The 15,452-nt window shown below is 62.2% G+C and carries 13 protein-coding genes, 3 tRNA genes and 1 other RNA gene; 6 read left to right on the top strand and 11 right to left on the bottom strand.

What is annotated here, in order from left to right:
• Positions 1-478: 478 nt before the first annotated feature.
• The 5 genes from ACWI6D_RS04025 (at position 479) to ACWI6D_RS04005 (ending at position 4,095) form a co-directional block, all read left to right on the top strand.
• Positions 479-1,894, top strand: coding sequence for a CCA tRNA nucleotidyltransferase (locus tag ACWI6D_RS04025; RefSeq protein WP_449133734.1), 1,416 nt, complete (start codon positions 479-481; stop codon positions 1,892-1,894).
• Positions 1,895-1,956: 62 nt separating this feature from the next.
• A tRNA-Gln gene (locus tag ACWI6D_RS04020) sits at positions 1,957-2,030 on the top strand.
• Between the two features lie 21 nt (positions 2,031-2,051).
• Positions 2,052-2,128, top strand: a tRNA-Glu gene (locus tag ACWI6D_RS04015).
• 35 nt (positions 2,129-2,163) lie between these two features.
• Positions 2,164-2,240 (top strand) — tRNA-Glu (locus ACWI6D_RS04010).
• A 205-nt stretch (positions 2,241-2,445) separates the two neighbouring features.
• Complete coding sequence (locus tag ACWI6D_RS04005; RefSeq protein ID WP_449133733.1) at positions 2,446-4,095, top strand: amidohydrolase; 1,650 nt, start codon at positions 2,446-2,448, stop codon at positions 4,093-4,095.
• Positions 4,096-4,394: 299 nt separating this feature from the next.
• Here ACWI6D_RS04005 and thiD read toward each other — a convergent pair whose 3' ends face one another.
• From thiD to ACWI6D_RS03990, 3 genes are all read right to left on the bottom strand, one after another.
• Entirely contained in the window at positions 4,395-5,204 is an 810-nt protein-coding gene (thiD, locus tag ACWI6D_RS04000; protein WP_449133732.1) for a bifunctional hydroxymethylpyrimidine kinase/phosphomethylpyrimidine kinase, read from the bottom strand.
• Positions 5,205-5,588: 384 nt separating this feature from the next.
• Entirely contained in the window at positions 5,589-6,911 is a 1,323-nt protein-coding gene (thiC, locus tag ACWI6D_RS03995) for a phosphomethylpyrimidine synthase ThiC (RefSeq protein WP_303251396.1), read from the bottom strand.
• A gap of 127 nt (positions 6,912-7,038) precedes the next feature.
• Positions 7,039-7,698 carry a thiamine diphosphokinase gene (locus ACWI6D_RS03990; RefSeq protein WP_449133731.1) on the bottom strand — a complete coding sequence of 220 codons (660 nt, stop codon included), beginning with the start codon at positions 7,696-7,698 and terminating at the stop codon, positions 7,039-7,041.
• Positions 7,699-7,740: 42 nt separating this feature from the next.
• Here ACWI6D_RS03990 and rnpB point away from each other — a divergent pair.
• Positions 7,741-8,087, top strand: an RNA gene (gene rnpB, locus ACWI6D_RS03985) — RNase P RNA component class A.
• 420 nt (positions 8,088-8,507) lie between these two features.
• Here rnpB and ACWI6D_RS03980 read toward each other — a convergent pair.
• The 8 genes from ACWI6D_RS03980 to murB all read right to left on the bottom strand — a co-directional run bounded on the left by ACWI6D_RS03980 (position 8,508) and on the right by murB (position 15,449).
• Complete coding sequence (locus ACWI6D_RS03980; protein ID WP_302937817.1) at positions 8,508-9,392, bottom strand: DivIVA domain-containing protein; 885 nt, start codon at positions 9,390-9,392, stop codon at positions 8,508-8,510.
• 43 nt (positions 9,393-9,435) lie between these two features.
• Positions 9,436-9,696, bottom strand: coding sequence for a YggT family protein (locus ACWI6D_RS03975; RefSeq protein WP_129423051.1), 261 nt, complete (start codon positions 9,694-9,696; stop codon positions 9,436-9,438).
• A gap of 48 nt (positions 9,697-9,744) precedes the next feature.
• Positions 9,745-10,650: a cell division protein SepF gene (locus ACWI6D_RS03970; protein WP_449133730.1), complete on the bottom strand. Its 906-nt coding sequence runs from the start codon at positions 10,648-10,650 to the stop codon at positions 9,745-9,747.
• A 77-nt stretch (positions 10,651-10,727) separates the two neighbouring features.
• Positions 10,728-11,429 (bottom strand): YggS family pyridoxal phosphate-dependent enzyme, encoded by a 702-nt coding sequence (locus ACWI6D_RS03965; RefSeq protein ID WP_288285360.1) that lies wholly within the window; start codon positions 11,427-11,429, stop codon positions 10,728-10,730.
• Between the two features lie 4 nt (positions 11,430-11,433).
• Complete coding sequence (locus ACWI6D_RS03960) at positions 11,434-12,285, bottom strand: polyphenol oxidase family protein (RefSeq protein WP_449133729.1); 852 nt, start codon at positions 12,283-12,285, stop codon at positions 11,434-11,436.
• 14 nt (positions 12,286-12,299) lie between these two features.
• Entirely contained in the window at positions 12,300-13,421 is a 1,122-nt protein-coding gene (ftsZ, locus tag ACWI6D_RS03955) for a cell division protein FtsZ (RefSeq protein WP_129423055.1), read from the bottom strand.
• Between the two features lie 176 nt (positions 13,422-13,597).
• Positions 13,598-14,566 (bottom strand): cell division protein FtsQ/DivIB, encoded by a 969-nt coding sequence (locus tag ACWI6D_RS03950; protein WP_449133728.1) that lies wholly within the window; start codon positions 14,564-14,566, stop codon positions 13,598-13,600.
• Positions 14,520-15,449: a UDP-N-acetylmuramate dehydrogenase gene (gene murB / locus ACWI6D_RS03945; RefSeq protein ID WP_449133727.1), complete on the bottom strand. Its 930-nt coding sequence runs from the start codon at positions 15,447-15,449 to the stop codon at positions 14,520-14,522. Before murB ends, ACWI6D_RS03950 begins: the two co-directional genes overlap by 47 nt.
• Positions 15,450-15,452: the final 3 nt, after the last annotated feature.

Here is a 15,452-nt window from a genome sequence, read left to right as displayed (position 1 = left end):
GGCCCTGCCTGCGCTGGCTTCACTGGCTATTGTGATCGTCTCTTGTCCAGTATCCGGTTCTCAAGGTTCCCGCCTGCGGGGTCTCCCCCGCGGCTTTCCCTTCGGAGCAGGCCCGCTTTCGCTTGCCGCCCCTCAAGGCGAGGATGTACTTTACGCCTCCTCCGCCGCCTTGGCAAGCCCCTATCTTCGAGATGCGGTGGTCTACACGTTTTGCACACATTTGGCGTCAGCGAAGCCCGAACTTGGCCTTCGTGCGCCTGAGCTTCCTTGTCCAAGGGCGGTACAGCGCAAGATGGAAGACACGTGAGCTCCGTTTTGCGCCCTTCGGGCTCTTCTTCTTGCACTTCACGGGCTCCGCTCCGCTTTACCCTTCTCTAGTTCATTTGCTCTTCCGTCCTTTCATTGTTGAATCTTCTTAGTATGTCGTTGGCTCTTTCGCCTACTATAGGGGTATTACTTTTATGAGGCGGTGATCCTTATGGTTGATTGTTCGCGTATGGTGCTGCCCGAGCGGGCTTGCAGGGTTATGCATGCGCTTGATGCAGCTGGTTATGAGGCATGGGCTGTTGGCGGTTTTGTTCGCGATGCCCTGCTGGGGCGGCCGTGCTCTGATGTTGACATTGCCTGTAGCGCATCTTGGCAGGAGACGAAGCGCGTTTGCGAGCTTGCGGGCATGCGGGCGCACGAAACGGGCACGCAGCATGGAACCATTACCATTGTTTGCGACGACGAGGCTTTCGAGGTGACGACGTTTCGCTCCGATGGGCAGTATAAGGATGCGCGGCACCCTGACGCCGTGACGTTCGTGCAGACCATCGAGGAGGATTTGGCTCGACGCGACTTCACGATGAATGCGCTGGCCTACCGACCCGACCGAGGGGTGCTTGATCCGTTCGGCGGGCAGGCGGATATGGAGCATGGGGTTATTCGCGCCGTTGGCAATCCTTATGCGCGGTTTTCGGAAGACGCGCTTCGCATTTTGAGGGCTTGCCGCTTCAGCTCGGAGCTTGGGTTTTCGATCGAACCGGCAACATATGAGGGGATGCTGGCCAACAAGGGGTTGCTTTCCCATATCTCGGCGGAGCGCGTGACGCACGAGCTTGAGCGTTTGCTGTTGGGCGAGCATGCCGGCGATGCGCTGCTGGGTTGTGTGGATGCGCTGGCGGCCGTGCTTCCAGAGCTGGTGGCGATGAAGGGGTTTGAACAGCATACCCCCTACCACATTTACGATGTGCTTGAGCACACCGCGCGCGTTATCGACGGGGTGCCGCGGTATCCGTTGGTTCGATGGGCGGCGTTGTTCCACGATATGGGCAAGCCGGCCTGTTTCTTCTTCGACGAGAACGGCACGGGGCATTTTTATGGGCATGCTGCGGTAAGCGCGCCCATTGCACGCGGCATTATGCAGCGCTTGACGTTTTCCGGGGCGTTTATGGACAAAGTGCTGACGCTGGTTCTCCGGCATGATGATGTGGTGCCAGCGCAGCCGAAGCCGGTGAAGCGCATGCTGGCGCGGTTGGGAGGCGATACCGAGCTGTTCGCGGCGCTGTGCGATTTGAAGCGCGGGGATGCCCGCGGGCAGTCGCCCGTTTACAGCGAGGGGCGCATCGAACTGGCCGATGGCCTGCAGCGCACGCTTGACGATATCGTTGCGGCGAACGATGCGTTCACGGTGAAATCACTGGCTATTTCGGGGCGCGATGTTATGCGGCTTGGCGTGCCGCAAGGGCCGCTGGTGGGCAGCGTGCTGAACGAGGTGCTTGAAGCCGTCATTGATGAGCAGGTGCCGAATTCAGCTGATGACCTGGTGAAATTCATTGAGACGTTAATTGGCGAGGAAAAATTTCAAAAAAATTTGCAATTAGGTGTTGACGAAACGAAGCAAGGTGCGTAATATATCAACTCGCGCTTGGCACTACGAACTAGTTCGAAGCAACAAGCGCTAAGGTTTGCCACTGGGGTGTCGTCTAATGGCAGGACAGCGGTTTCTGGTACCGTATGTGAGGGTTCGACTCCTTCCACCCCAGCCATTTCTTTGGTGAATCGATTTTGGCTCCGTCGTCTAGCGGTTTAGGACGTCGCCCTCTCAAGGCGAAGGTCGCCGGTTCGAATCCGGTCGGAGCTACCAACTTTTCTGGCCACGTTTTACGCGGCCTTTTTAATGGCTCCGTCGTCTAGCGGTTTAGGACGTCGCCCTCTCAAGGCGAAGGTCGCCGGTTCGAATCCGGTCGGAGCTACCAAGGAATCAAGCCGAGGTTAACACCTCGGCTTTTTTTGTTTTCTGCAACGATTGGCTGCAACTGCCGATGCGCGGATTGCGCCGGCCGGATTGTTTCCGTAAGCCCTGGACAGAGCTGGTCGGTTGGTTATATCCTCGCTGCTATTGGCGAAACCGATTATGCGCCGCGCAAAGGGGATGTGCGGCTTTGAAAGGGGTTGATTGCCGTGCGCATCGATCATGTGATTTGCTCGTCAAAGCTGTTTACCGGCGAAGGGGACAACGCTGCAGCAGGGGCCGTTGCCATAGCGGGCGACACCATTGCCTATGTTGGGTCACGCGACGATGCTGTCGCGTTCGCAAAGGAGCACAATGATGCCGGCGGATATGAAGCGGCGCGCGTGACCGATTATGGCGATGCGCTTATCGTGCCGGGATTTCACGATTCGCACGTGCACTTCTTTCATTCGGCTGTGTATTCGTCGCCGTTGGCCACGAACTTCTTGGGCGAAAACGAGGCGGATTGCGTTGAGCGCATGAAGCGATTCGCCGAGGGGCGCCCGACCGGGTGGCTGCTGGCGCAGGGGTGGCGCGAGTATCGCTGGAATCCGCCGGCGCTGCCCTCGAAGCGCTCGCTTGACGAGGCCTTCCCCACCCGACCGGTTGCCCTGTACTCCGGCGACGCGCACACGTTGTGGCTGAACAGCTGCGCGCTGGCCGAGCTGGGAATCACACGCGACAGCGTGGCGCCGGCGGGCGGCAGCTACGATCGCGATGAGGACGGAGAGCTGACGGGCATCGTGCGCGAAGCTGCCGCCATGGAGTTGATGCCGCGTATCATGAACGCGTTTTCTGACGACGAGATCGCAGATGCTTACCGTGGATTTTTGCGGACGCTGGCACGCAACGGCATCACGAGCGTGTGCGACATGTCGCTGATGGCCAATCCGGGGCTTGATTTCATCCGCGACGACGTGCACGCGCGCTTGCTTGAGAACGGAGAGTTGACGTGCCGCGTGAACCTGTTCCCCACCCTGCTTGACGATATGTCGAGGTTCGAGTCGATGAACAGGCAATATCGTGGTCCGGTCCTGCGGTGCGCGGGGTTCAAGCAATTCTTCGACGGCGTGTCGAGCCAGCATACTGCATGGGTGACCGAGCCGTATTCGAACGCGCGTTGCGACGACGATTGCGGACGCGCGACCATCGAGCCGGAGAAGATGCGCAAGCTTGTGATGAAGGCCGCCGAACATGGCCACCCCGTGCGCATCCACACAATCGGCGATGCCGCCATCCACGAGGCGCTGAATATCTTCGAAGCAGCGCGAGAGCGGTTCGGCAGCTTACCGAGACGGCAGCATAACTGCCTGGAGCATCTGGAGAACTTCCTTCCCGGCGATGTTGAGCGCTTGGCGCAGTTGGGCGTAGTTGCGGCCGTGCAGCCGCCGCACATGACGCTTGACCCCGGCGGTCCCGAGCGCGATTTGGGACCCGAGCGCGTGCCGTTGATGTGGCCGTTCAAGACGATGCAGGAAGACGGGGCGACGCTGGCGTTCGGCACGGATTCGCCGGTGGTTGACGTGAATTCCATGGGCGTGCTGTATAGCGCGATAACGCGGCAGGACCCGTATACGCGCGAGCCGCGCGGCGGATGGTTGCCTGAGCAGCGCATCAGCCGCGCCGATGCGATTCGCGCGTATACGGCCGGCAGCGCGGTAGCCGCGCAGCGTGCAGGGGAAGTCGGCGAGCTGCGCCCGGGCATGCTGGCGGACCTTGCCGTGGTGGATTCCGATTTGCTGGCATGCGATGCCGAGGACATTCTTGACGCGAAGGTTGTTGCCACCTGGATGGGCGGAACGTGCGTGTACGAGGCGTAAAGGTAAAGTAGCGAAAATGGGAGCGGTCCCGGCGGATTGGTTCGCCGGGACCGCTTTGCGTTGCTGGTGCGCCTTCGCGGTGGGATGTTGGGAGGTATAAGTTGCTTTGCAACTTGTGCAGTGCCGTGGGTGCTTTGCTGGTTTGCGAGCGTTTTTTGGGGAATGCGGTGACGCGCCTTCGGCGCTTTCTATTTGGGGTCAGCGCTTTCGTTCGACGCTACGGGATAGGGTTGCGAATCACCGGGATTCCCCAGGGTTACGTTGTGCGGGAGTCTTTGGTTTTGTCTTTTAAAGGCGAGTTACTGCGCGTAGGGCAGGTGGGGTTTGCCGTGGCACCACATGTGGTTGAGCGGGCCGCTTCCTTGTCCGAGGTTAAGGCCGGTGGACATGGCGCCGCGTACGAAGCCTTTCGCGCGGCGGACAGCTTGCTCGATGGTGTTGCCCTGCGCAAGGCCGCAGGCGATGGCGCTTGAGAGCGTGCAGCCGGTACCGTGGGTGTTTTCCGTGTCGATGCGCTTTGCGCGCAGCCAGGAAAGGCTGCCGTCGGGCAACACGAGCAGGTCGTCGGCCGTATCGCTGCGATGGCCGCCTTTGATGAGCACCGCGCCGTTGGTGTTTTGCGCAATGGCTTGCGCGGCGCGCTGCATGGCTTCGTCGTCTTCAACGGGAAAACCGCAGAGCACCTGCGCTTCGGGCATGTTCGGCGTGATGACGGTTGCAAGCGGCACGAGATGCTCGATAAGCGCCGCTACGGCCTGCTCGGCGATAAGGCGCGAGCCGCTTGTTGCGACCATGACGGGATCGAGCACGATATTGCTTGCTTCATGCGCGCGCAGGCGTTCAGCGATAACGGCAATGATGTTCGCGGAGGAGACCATGCCGATCTTCACGGCGTCGGGGCGGATATCCTCGAACACGGCGTCGATTTGGGCGGCAACCACAGCAGGGTCGATATCCTGCACCGCGCGTACGCCGCACGTGTTCTGGGCCGTGATGGCGGTGATAGCGGTTTCCGCGAACAGACCGTAGGACTCGATGGTTTTGATATCGGCCTGGATGCCGGCACCGCCGCTGGAATCCGAACCCGCGATGCTGAGAACCGTTTTCATGCAAACCCCCTCTTCGGTGATGGATTTTACACATTGAAGGCCTGAGAGCAGCCTTTGGTTGAACGGGCTTCATTATAGGAGAACTGTGTGCGAAAGGAAGCGAGACGAGTGCGCGCCCGCTAGGATGCCCGAGGAGGTTGTGGTGGGTTCACCTTTTGCGACGCGTGTGAATACGGTGGCGCGCCTTCGGCGCTTTTGATTTGGGATCGAGCTTTCGCTCGACCCTACGAATTTTGTTGAGACGACATCAGCTCAAGCAAGCGGAAGCTTGCCGCGAGGTAGATCTTGCCAGGCATTTGAAGCTATTTGCCCGAACAATGCTTCGAGCACAAAAGGCTCCCGAGCGATGCTCGAGAGCCTTTTGCGTTGGCGTGGCGGTTGAGATTACTCGTTATCAAGGTCGATGACGAGGCCGTCCATGATGGTGTTTACCGTGCGGACGGCGCACATCTTGCCGCACATGGTGCAGGTGCCCTCGTTGGCCGGCGGGGCGCTTTCGAAGACCTTGCGCGGGCGCACCGGGTCGATGGCCAGGCCGAATTGCTCTTCCCAGTCCATACGGCGACGGGCGTCGCTCATGCGGTTGTCGCGGTCGCGCGCGCCGGGGACGCCCTTGGCGATATCGGCCGCGTGCGCCGCGATTTTCGTGGCCACAAGGCCGTCGCGCACGTCCTGGGCATCGGGCAGGCGCAGGTGCTCGGCGGGCGTGACGTAGCAGAGGAAGTCGGCACCCGTTGATGCGGCAACGGCGCCGCCGATGGCGGCCGTGATGTGGTCGTAACCGGGCGCGATGTCGGTGACAAGCGGGCCGAGAACATAGAACGGCGCGTTGTGGCACAGGCGCTTCTCCAGGCGCATGTTCGCCTCGATTTCGTTGAGGGCCATGTGGCCCGGGCCCTCGACCATGACCTGCACGCCCGCGTCCCAAGCGCGCTTCGTGAGCTTGCCGATTTCGATGAGCTCGGAGATTTGCCCTGCGTCGGTGGCATCGTAGTTGCAGCCGGGGCGCATGGCGTCGCCGATGGAGATGGTGACGTCGTGCTCGTGCAGGATTTCCAGCACCTCGTCGTAGTGCTCATAGAAGGGGTTCTCGTTGCCCGTGGCTTCCATCCAGGCGAAGATAAGCGAGCCGCCGCGGCTGACGATGTTCATGAGGCGGCCGGTTTCCTTGAACGACTCGATGGTGCGACGGTTCATGCCGGCATGGATGGTGACGAAGTCCACGCCGTCCTCGGCGTGGCGGCGCACGACGTCGAGGAAGTCCTCGGCCTTGATGGCGATGAGCGCCTTCTCCAAGTAGCCGATGGCGTCGTACATGGGAACCGTGCCGATCATGGCCGGCGACTTCTCGATGAGCTTCGTGCGGAACGCCTGCGTTTTGCCGCTGTTCGACAGGTCCATGATAGCTTCGGCGCCCAGTTCAAGCGCGATATCAACCTTCTGCCACTCAACGGCCTCGTCGGCAAGGTCGCCCGAGATGCCGAGGTTGACGTTGACCTTCGTGCGCAGGCCTTCGCCGACGCCTTCGGGCGACAGCGACGTGTGATGGATGTTCGCCGGGATGGCGATGCGGCCGGCGGCAACGCCTTCGCGAATGAATTCCGGGCTGCGGCCTTCCTTTTCCGCCACGACGCGCATGGCAGGCGTGATCTGACCGGCGCGGGCGTAGTCGATTTGCGTGATGAGGTTCGACGATGCGTTCGTCATGAATGCTCCCTTCGTTGGCATTACCCATACAGGTTCGGCGGGTCGAAGCGTTGCGGCGCTTCCTCTCAGCCCGCCCGGCGCCGCGGCGCTTGCGAGCTCCCCCGATATGCGATTGATGTGGTGGCTATTATACGCCGGCGACCTGTTCGGCTGCGGCTGCGAGCGGGTAAAAGACATAAAGCGTGCCCGACTCGACGGCGATGGACGCCTCCTGGCCGATAAGCTCGTTGGAAAGCCCCAGGCTGGTGCGGTTCGTGAGCGGCTCGTCGTCAAGCGAGTACTCCAGGCCGCGTTCGATGACGCCCTCGGCCCGGTCGTTCGCCGCGAAAACGGACACGGTGCCGCTGTCGATGCCCTCGGGGATGGTGAAAGCGTCGGGGCCGGTGATAAGGCGGATGGCGAACGCGTCGGCAATGGCCGTGACGTACGCGCCGCGCTCGGAGAAGCTTGCGAACAGCTGCAGGTTCGCAAGCGTGTGATCGAGCCTGCCGCCGATGCCGCCGTAGATGAACAGCGCGTCGTGGCGGAAGTTCACGGCCTTTTCCATGGCAAGTTCCATGTCGGACTGGTCTTTGTGCTCGGGATAGCGGCTGACGCGCTTCGCCCGCGGCACGTAGCCGAGCGAATCGAAGTCGCCAACGGCCATGTCGGGGACGACGCCGGCCGCCTCAAGCGGGGCGAACCCGCCGTCGACGGCGATGATGCAATCGAATTCACCCGCGCGGTAGCGCCGCATGAAGTCCGCTTCGTTGAAATATGTTGCCCCGACTAATGCACAGGTTGTCATGATGCTCCTTGTCTTGTGTTCGGTATGGTAGAATACCACACGCGAGTGGGCCAGGCGATCGCGCGCCGCGGTTGCGGCGTGAGGAAAGTCCGGGCTCCAAAGGGCAAGATGCCAGCTAACGGCTGGGCGGGGCAACCCGACGGAAAGTGCCACAGAAAAGTAAACTCCCCCGTTCATACGGGAGAAAAGCTGAAACGGTGCGGTAAGAGCGCACCAGCGCGTTGGCAACAACGTGGCTTGGAAAACCCCATCTGGAGCAAGCGCAAATAGGAACGCGACACGGCCGCCCTTCCGTGCGTTCGGGTTGCGTGCTTGAGACGTGCGGCGACGCACGTTCGAGATAAATGGTCGTCCAACGACAGAACCCGGCTTATCGACTCACTCGCCTTTTCGATGGGAAAGCCCCTTGCATCCGTGGATGCAAGGGGCTTTTTGTTTTGCGACGAATGCCGAAGCTACGTGAGCCGCAACGTTGCTGCGCGTGATATAAGGGGGATTTACTGGTGCACCTTCGGCGCTTTTTGTTTGGGGTCGAGCTTTCGCTCGACGCTACGGATTAGAAGGAACGGAAACTTGTATTTGAGGCTCCCCTACGGCCGCAGCAACACTCGATAACCTTGCGTTCCGAATGTCCATCGCCGCAGGTGGCGCAAAAGTCAGCGAGGGCCGCTGTGGTGCCCGGAATTCGTGGGTTCGCGAAGACGCCGCGTACTTTGGTACGCAAGTCTTCGGGAACGCGCGAAGGCCGGGTGCCACAGTGGCCCACAGCGTCGAGTTAATTCGCCGGCCGGCAGGCCGGCGAAACCCATTTAGTCGAGGTCGTCGATTTCGAAGTCGTCGGCGGCGTCGCCATAGCCAGAGAAGTCTTTCTCGATACCGGCAGCGATAGGTGCGGCGGCAACCGTGGCGCCAGCAGCGGCGGCGGGCACAACGGGCTCGACAACCGGTGCGGGCTTGGAGTCGTACGCATCGGAACCGTCGATGGTCAGCGGCGCCTGCGGCGCGGTCATGGCCGCGGATTCAGACGGTTTGGCCGGAGCTTCCACATGCGTGGCGTAACGACCATGCTGGCCACCGGAAATAAGGGAAGCAGACGGGGCCTTCTCGCCGATTTCGGCCAGCTTGCGCGTGGCGTCGGTGATGTAATCGGACAGCAGGTCGCGATATTCCTCGCGCGCCTCCTCGCGGTCTTCCTCGAGCTTCTTGATGGCGTCCATGACCTTCTGGCGATCGTTCTCGGCCTTGTCGAGAATGCGATCGGCCTCGTCCTCGGCGTCCTTGATGGTGGCAGCGGCATCGGCCTTGGCGTTCGCGAGGATTTCGTCAGCGGAACGCTGAGCGATGATGAGCGCCTGCGCGATGGCGTTGTCGTCGGCCTTCTTCGCCTCGAGCTGACGTTCGAGCTCGGCGATGCGGGCGTCCTTCTCGGCCAGCACGGACTCGTCGATGGCGGGAGCAGCGGGCGCGGGCGTAGGCTCGGGCTGCGCAGGCTCTTCCTCTTCGATGACGGCCGGGCGGTCGAAGCCAGCGAACGCGTCGTCGCTGACCTGGCCCTGCAGCGAGGCAATCTGCTCGTTCAGCGCATCGATTTCGTCAGCGACATGCTCGAGGAACACGTCCACTTCGTCAACGTCATAGCCCTTGCGGTCAATGGAGAAGCTTTGGTTGTGGATTTCTGCCGAGGTGATAGCCATCTCATATCCCTTCATCAGATGTGCAGGTGCGCCCGGGGCGCAATTAGAACAAGTTTACCAACAAACGTACCCCGAATTGTAGTACAAGCAACGCGATGATGGGCGTAACGTCCACCATACCGCCAATTGGCGGGATGAGGCGCTTGAACAGGTTCAAATACGGGTCGCACACGCGTGCGAGCACGTTGTTGATGTCGGCGAGGATGCCTCGATCGGTCGGAAACCACGACAGCAGCACATACACGAAGATGATCATGCAGTACGCGTCGGACAGCGACACGATGAGGTATTTCAAGCTGAGCACGTGATAACTCCTTGCGAGAGCCGCCGGCAAGGCCGGCGGCACATCGGTTTACAGAACGCCTTGCGAACGCAGGCTTGCGCGCTCGGATTCGGAAAGCGCCGCGCCGCGCGCGATGACGAACACCTTGTCGGCAATGCAGTCGACGCTGGCATCGAGGGCGCTTGACACGCCGAACGAGAAGTCGAGCACGCGTTTTGCCAGTTCATCGGGCGTTGCCTTCAGGGCAAGCACCACCGCATCGCCCGCTTTGAGCGCCTTAGCCACCTTTTCGACCTCGCCATAGCAGGCGGGCTTGATGACGGTGACCGAGCGCGTGGGGCTGTGCGTGCCCGTGGCCGTGCCCTCGTATGCCTTGTACGGGTCGAACGACGAAGCGGCCGGCTTGGGCTTAGCCGTTGCAGTTGCTGCGGCAGCGGCGGGCGCCGCAGTGGCAGCCTCGCTGTTACCCGCCTCGGCAGCCGTGGTGCTGAACAGGGCGTTCAAGCTTTCGGAGCGCTCTTGGTTCGCTGCAGCGGCCGCGCGGCCGTTCGGCGTGTTCGCCGGTACGGAGAACGCTGGTTCAACCATGGTGCGGTTGCCGAACGAGCTGGACGTTGACACCTTGCGAGGCGGCAGCGGATCGCGATTGAGGCTGTCGGGGACCGTGGTGTGCGCGCGCACGTCGTCGATGGAGACAAGCTTGGCCGGACGATACCCGCTGCCTTGCGTCGTCGAGGAGACGCGGGCATGATTGCCGCGCGCCGGGCGCGTGGTGACTGACGAGTACGGGTCGTAGTTCGAGCTGGGCGCATCGTCTGCGTCGTCGTCATAATCGTCGTAGTCGTCGTAGTCGTCGAAATCATTGCGACCGCGGTCGTAACCGCTGTCGTAGCCAGACGTGCCATCGGAAAACCCGAGCTTGGACTTGATGCTGTCGAGCATGCCTTCGGGCTTATTGAACTTGGGCATTGCCATACCGCTCTCCTGCTTCGTTTCTTTGGGGACGACGGTCGAGCCGTCGCTGCGTGTTCGGTATATGCGAGGCCGCACGCTTAAGCGTCAGGCGCCTCGAACGTGTCGCTGAACAGAGCGCGGCCTATCCGCACCATGGTAGCACCCGCGCAAACGGCCTCGCGCCAGTCCTCGCTCATGCCCATGGAAAGTTCATTGAAGGCAGCCGCTTGTTCAGCAGAAAGCTGCGTTCGAAGCTGGTCGCGCAGCGCGGCCAGACCGTCGAAGCACTCGCGCGCCACCGCAAGGTCGCCCTGCGGAGCCATGGTCATAAGGCCGCGCACGCGAATGTGCGAAAACTCGACGGCATGCGCAAGCACGTCGGCAACGTCGGCCGGGGCCAAGCCGCTTTTGCTTTCCTCACCCGACACGTTCACCTCAAGAAGCACGTCTTGCACCTTGCCGACAGCTTGCGCGGCCGTATCGAACTTCGCAAGATGGCTTTCCTTGTACAGCGAGTGTACGAGCGTGGCGTTCGCCACAATCTCGGGGATTTTGCGCGATTGGATGTTGCCGATGAAATGCCACGTTTCGCTAGGAAGCGCTGCGACCTTTTCGGCAAGCAGGTCGGGACGGTTTTCGCCGAAGTCGTGCGCACCGGCGGCAACGGCCGCGCGCACGGCATCGATGCCAACCGTTTTCGAGACGGCGATGACCTTCACGTCGCGCGGGTTGCGCCCACACGAGGCGCAGACGCGGGAAAGCTCGTCGAGCGTGTTCTGGTAATGTTGAGCGAATGGCATGGTATCAAGCCTTTCTGAACGCGACGGCACCATGGCGGCCGCACGTGCCGCCCGATGCGCGATACGAATAATACGCTTGGGAATTGCACTGAGTGCAGATGCCCGCATCGCAGATGCGCGCCGCATCGACGCCGGCGGCAACAAGCGACGTGCGCAACGCGTCGAGCATGCTAACGTGGCGCTGCCCCTCGATGCAGCTAGCTCCGAACTGGGAACGGAACGTGTCGGCAACATCTTGGCCGACCTCGAAGTGGCAGGCGTGGATGTGCGGCCCGATGTAAACGTTGTAGCCGCCCAAGTTCGCGCGCACCTGATCGGGGCAGCACGCGCCATCGGCTTGCGCAAGGCGCTGGGCAGACAACACGGCGATGTTGCCGGCGACGCCGCGCCAGCCCGCATGAGCCACGACGAAGCGCCCTGTTGGCGACACGATGATGACAGGTGTGCAGTCGGCGAAGCACAGCAGCGCCGCGACGCCCGGAACGGATACCGCCAACGCGTCGGCCCCTGCTTGCGCGCGCTGCTGCGCGGCAACAAGCTGGGCAGCGCTGGCCGAGTTGATATCGACGATGGTGGTTCCGTGCACCTGGTTGGGAACGATGACGGGGGTATCCGGCGCGCCAAGCGCCTCCATGACGCGGGCTCGGTTCTCCATGACATGATCGAGGTTGTCCTGCACATGCGCCCCCAGGTTCAACGACGCGAATACGCCTTCGCTGACACCGCCCGCGCGACCGGTAAACGCCACGCGGACGCCGCACACATCGAAAAGCGCTTGGTCGGTGAGCATGGAAATGCGACGCGCGCCGCAAGGGCGCGCGTCGAGATGAGGTGCTGGTAACGTGTTGCACACCATATGCAAGCTATCCTTTAGCGCTGGCGCTTCAGGAAGTCGGGGATGTAGTCCTCGTCGGCGAAACGGCCGGGCGTGCTGGTGAGCGTGGAGTACGTGGACGGCTGAGGCGCCGGAGCAGGCTCAGGCGAAGACGTGGATGCGAACAGGTCTTTGCGGGAGAAGTCCATGGAAGACTGCTGCGGCGCGTTGACCTTGAAGCCCGTGGCGATAACGGTGATGCGCACGCTGTCGCCCATGCCTTCGTCGATGATTTGGCCGTAGATGATGTTGGCGTTCTCATCGGCGCACGCCTCGACGGTGCGGGCAGCCTCGTCGACCTCGGTAAGCGTGAGGTCGGGACCGCCGGAGATGGAGAACAGCACGCGGGAAGCGCCGGCGATGGAAGCCTCGAGCAGGGCGGAATTCGTGGCCTGCTGCGCGGCGTCGAGCGCGCGGTTTTCACCGGAGGAGATGCCGATGCCCATCATGGCCGTGCCGGCGTCCTTCATGACGGTGCGGATATCGGCGAAGTCGAGGTTGATAAGACCCGGGATGGTGATGAGGTCCGTGACGCCCTGGATGCCCTGGCGCAGCGTATCGTCGGCGATGCGGAACGCGTCGAGCATGCTGGTTTTCTTGTCGACGATTTCCAGCAGGCGGTCGTTCGGGATGACGATGAGCGTGTCAACCTTCTGCGACAGCAGATCGATGCCCTGCTCAGCCTGATTGCGGCGCGTGCGACCCTCGAACGAGAACGGCTTCGTAACGATACCAACCGTCAGAGCGCCGATTTCCTCGCGCGCGATTTCCGCGATGATGGGAGCAGCGCCCGTGCCGGTGCCGCCGCCTTCGCCAGCGGTGACGAAGACCATGTCGGCCTCCGCAAGCGCTTCGCGAATTTCAGCACGGGATTCCTCGGCTGCCTGGCAACCAACCTCAGGGTTGGCGCCGGCGCCCAGGCCGCGCGTGAGCTCTTCGCCAATGTGGATGGTTTTGTCCGCATCCGACATCAGCAGGGCCTGACGGTCCGTGTTGACGGCGATGAACTCGACGCCTTTCACGCCCGCCTCGACCATGCGGTTCACGGCATTCGTGCCGCCGCCGCCGACGCCGACGACCTTGATGACCGCCAGATGCTCGCCCGAATTGTTTGGCATTGTATTCCTCCACACTAATACGCTTGCTGTGAGCTGCGTTTCACACACTCGTGGTTATATTCACGTGGGATTATTTTACACAACGACCGATGGTTTGCAACGCTTCCCACGCATTCGACAACGACATGTTCATAGGATGCGCACCCGAAAGGCCTGATTGCACGGGCGCGCAGCTCCTACAGCGACCGCCACGTGGGACGATCGGGCGTGCGCACGTTGATGTACGTGACGCCTTCGGGGTGCTCCTTGAGGATTTGCAGGCACACGCGCTCTTTCTCGCGGATGTTGTCCGCCGTGCCGAAGACGATGTCGGGACCGTCTTTGATGGTGAGCGTGGTGGACTCCGTTTCCGTGGCCTTCACCGACGTGACGCGGTCGGCCAGCTCGGTGGTCATGCCCGCCACGATGGAAAGCGCGTTGTTCACGTTCGCGTCAGAGCAATACGAGCCGACGGCCGGCTTCGTGCCGTAGGGCACGTCGGTGATGTGCAGCACGTTTTCCGCGTCCTCGTACACCTTTGAACTGGTGCGACGGCCCGCGTCGGAGTCTTTGGCGGGGATGGGCATGAGCCACATGCCGTCGGAGGCGATGGCCCACTGCGTGGACGACTGCGCGTTTTCGGACGGCACCTCGACCACGGCGGTGATGGTGCGCTCCGTCACGTCGATTTCCAACGTGCTGGGAAATACGCGGCGCACCTTCACGTCGGCGACCCAGGCGTCTTTCATAAGGTTTTCCTTGATGCCGGCCGCATCGACGCGCAGAAGCGTGGTGCCGGCATCGACGCCGGCAAGCTGCTGCATGTCAGAGGCCGTAAGGTGCTCGACGCCTTTGACCGACACGCTTTCGATGGTGAATAGGCTTGAGTTGTACGCGATGGCGGCCGCAATGGCAAGCGCCACGATGACGCCGGCAACCACGCCGAGGCGCGCAAGGTAGCGATGATAGGTTTTCTGCGCGCGGGCGGCGCGATCGACCTGCGGCAAGTCACCCACGCGCACCGAAGTGAGGCGCGTGGCGCCGGACCGCTCGTACGTGCGGGCTTGGCGCGGGGCCACAGGGCGGCGGGTGTTGCCGGCCTGCGCGCGCGAGGCGGTCCTACGCGAACCCGAGGAAGCGGACTTCCGGTTGTAATTCGATGCCATACGCCTCGTATACCTTCGACCTTGCCAAATTGATAAGCTCCAACACATCGCGCGCCGTGGCGTTGCCGCGATTCACGATGAAATTCGCGTGCACCTCGGAGATTTGCGCGTCGCCGGATTGCACGCCTTTGAGGCCGACCGCTTCGATGAGCTGGCCCGCCGAGGCGCCTTCCGGATTCTTGAACACGCTGCCGCAGCTGGGAAGCGTGAGCGGCTGCGTTTTCTTGCGCCGCGTGTGCGAGGCTTCCATTTTACCGCGCAGCAGGTACGGGTCTGCCGGCTTGACGGAAAGCTCGCATTCGACGATGACGTCGTCGGGCGCAAACGAGCTTGAGCGATAACCCCACGTGATGTCGGACGCTTCGCGGCGCACAAGCCCCGTGCGCGGAGACAGCGTGGTGACGGACACCACCTGCGAGGCGATGCCCTGCTCGCGCGTGCCGGCGTTCATGCGCAGCGCGCCGCCAACGGTGCCCGGCGTGCCCACGGCAAATTCAAGCCCCGACAGGCAGCGGCGAAACGCTTCCTGTACGACGCTTGACAGCGGCACGCCCGCGCCGACGCAGAACCGGCACGTTTCCTCGTCGAACCGGCAGGCGCGGAAATCGCGGCCGAGCGTGATGACGACGCCGGAAAAGCCTTCGTCAGACACGAGCAGGTTGCTCCCCCGCCCCACGGCAACCCATGGAGTAGCCGTGGCCTGGCAAGCCTGCACCAGGCGCTTGAGCGCGCCGATGCTGGCGACCTGCACGTAGAAACGCGCCGGCCCGCCGATGCGGTACATGGTGTGCCGGCGCATAGGCTCGTCGGGGTACACGTCGGCCTCGAACGAGCCGTCGACGAGCAGCGCCTCAAGCGGCGAGCATGCATGACGCGCGGCCATGCG

Source organism: Senegalimassilia sp. (assembly GCF_977052095.1).
The sequence above is the reverse complement of the archived record's forward strand: the minus strand, read 5'-3'. Positions and strand labels throughout refer to the sequence as shown.

Excerpts from the sequence above, each read along its gene's own strand:
- ftsZ (WP_129423055.1), bottom strand. The coding sequence starts at position 13,421 with ATGCCAAACAATTCGGGCGAGCATCTGGCGGTCATCAAGGTCGTCGGC.
- murB (WP_449133727.1), bottom strand. The coding sequence starts at position 15,449 with ATGGCCGCGCGTCATGCATGCTCGCCGCTTGAGGCGCTGCTCGTCGAC.
- ACWI6D_RS04025 (WP_449133734.1), top strand. The coding sequence starts at position 479 with ATGGTTGATTGTTCGCGTATGGTGCTGCCCGAGCGGGCTTGCAGGGTT.
- ACWI6D_RS03990 (WP_449133731.1), bottom strand. The coding sequence starts at position 7,698 with ATGACAACCTGTGCATTAGTCGGGGCAACATATTTCAACGAAGCGGAC.
- ACWI6D_RS03980 (WP_302937817.1), bottom strand. The coding sequence starts at position 9,392 with ATGGCTATCACCTCGGCAGAAATCCACAACCAAAGCTTCTCCATTGAC.
- ACWI6D_RS03970 (WP_449133730.1), bottom strand. The coding sequence starts at position 10,650 with ATGGCAATGCCCAAGTTCAATAAGCCCGAAGGCATGCTCGACAGCATC.
- ACWI6D_RS03950 (WP_449133728.1), bottom strand. The coding sequence starts at position 14,566 with ATGGCATCGAATTACAACCGGAAGTCCGCTTCCTCGGGTTCGCGTAGG.
- thiC (WP_303251396.1), bottom strand. The coding sequence starts at position 6,911 with ATGACGAACGCATCGTCGAACCTCATCACGCAAATCGACTACGCCCGC.
- ACWI6D_RS03965 (WP_288285360.1), bottom strand. The coding sequence starts at position 11,429 with ATGCCATTCGCTCAACATTACCAGAACACGCTCGACGAGCTTTCCCGC.
- thiD (WP_449133732.1), bottom strand. The coding sequence starts at position 5,204 with ATGAAAACGGTTCTCAGCATCGCGGGTTCGGATTCCAGCGGCGGTGCC.
- ACWI6D_RS03960 (WP_449133729.1), bottom strand. The coding sequence starts at position 12,285 with ATGGTGTGCAACACGTTACCAGCACCTCATCTCGACGCGCGCCCTTGC.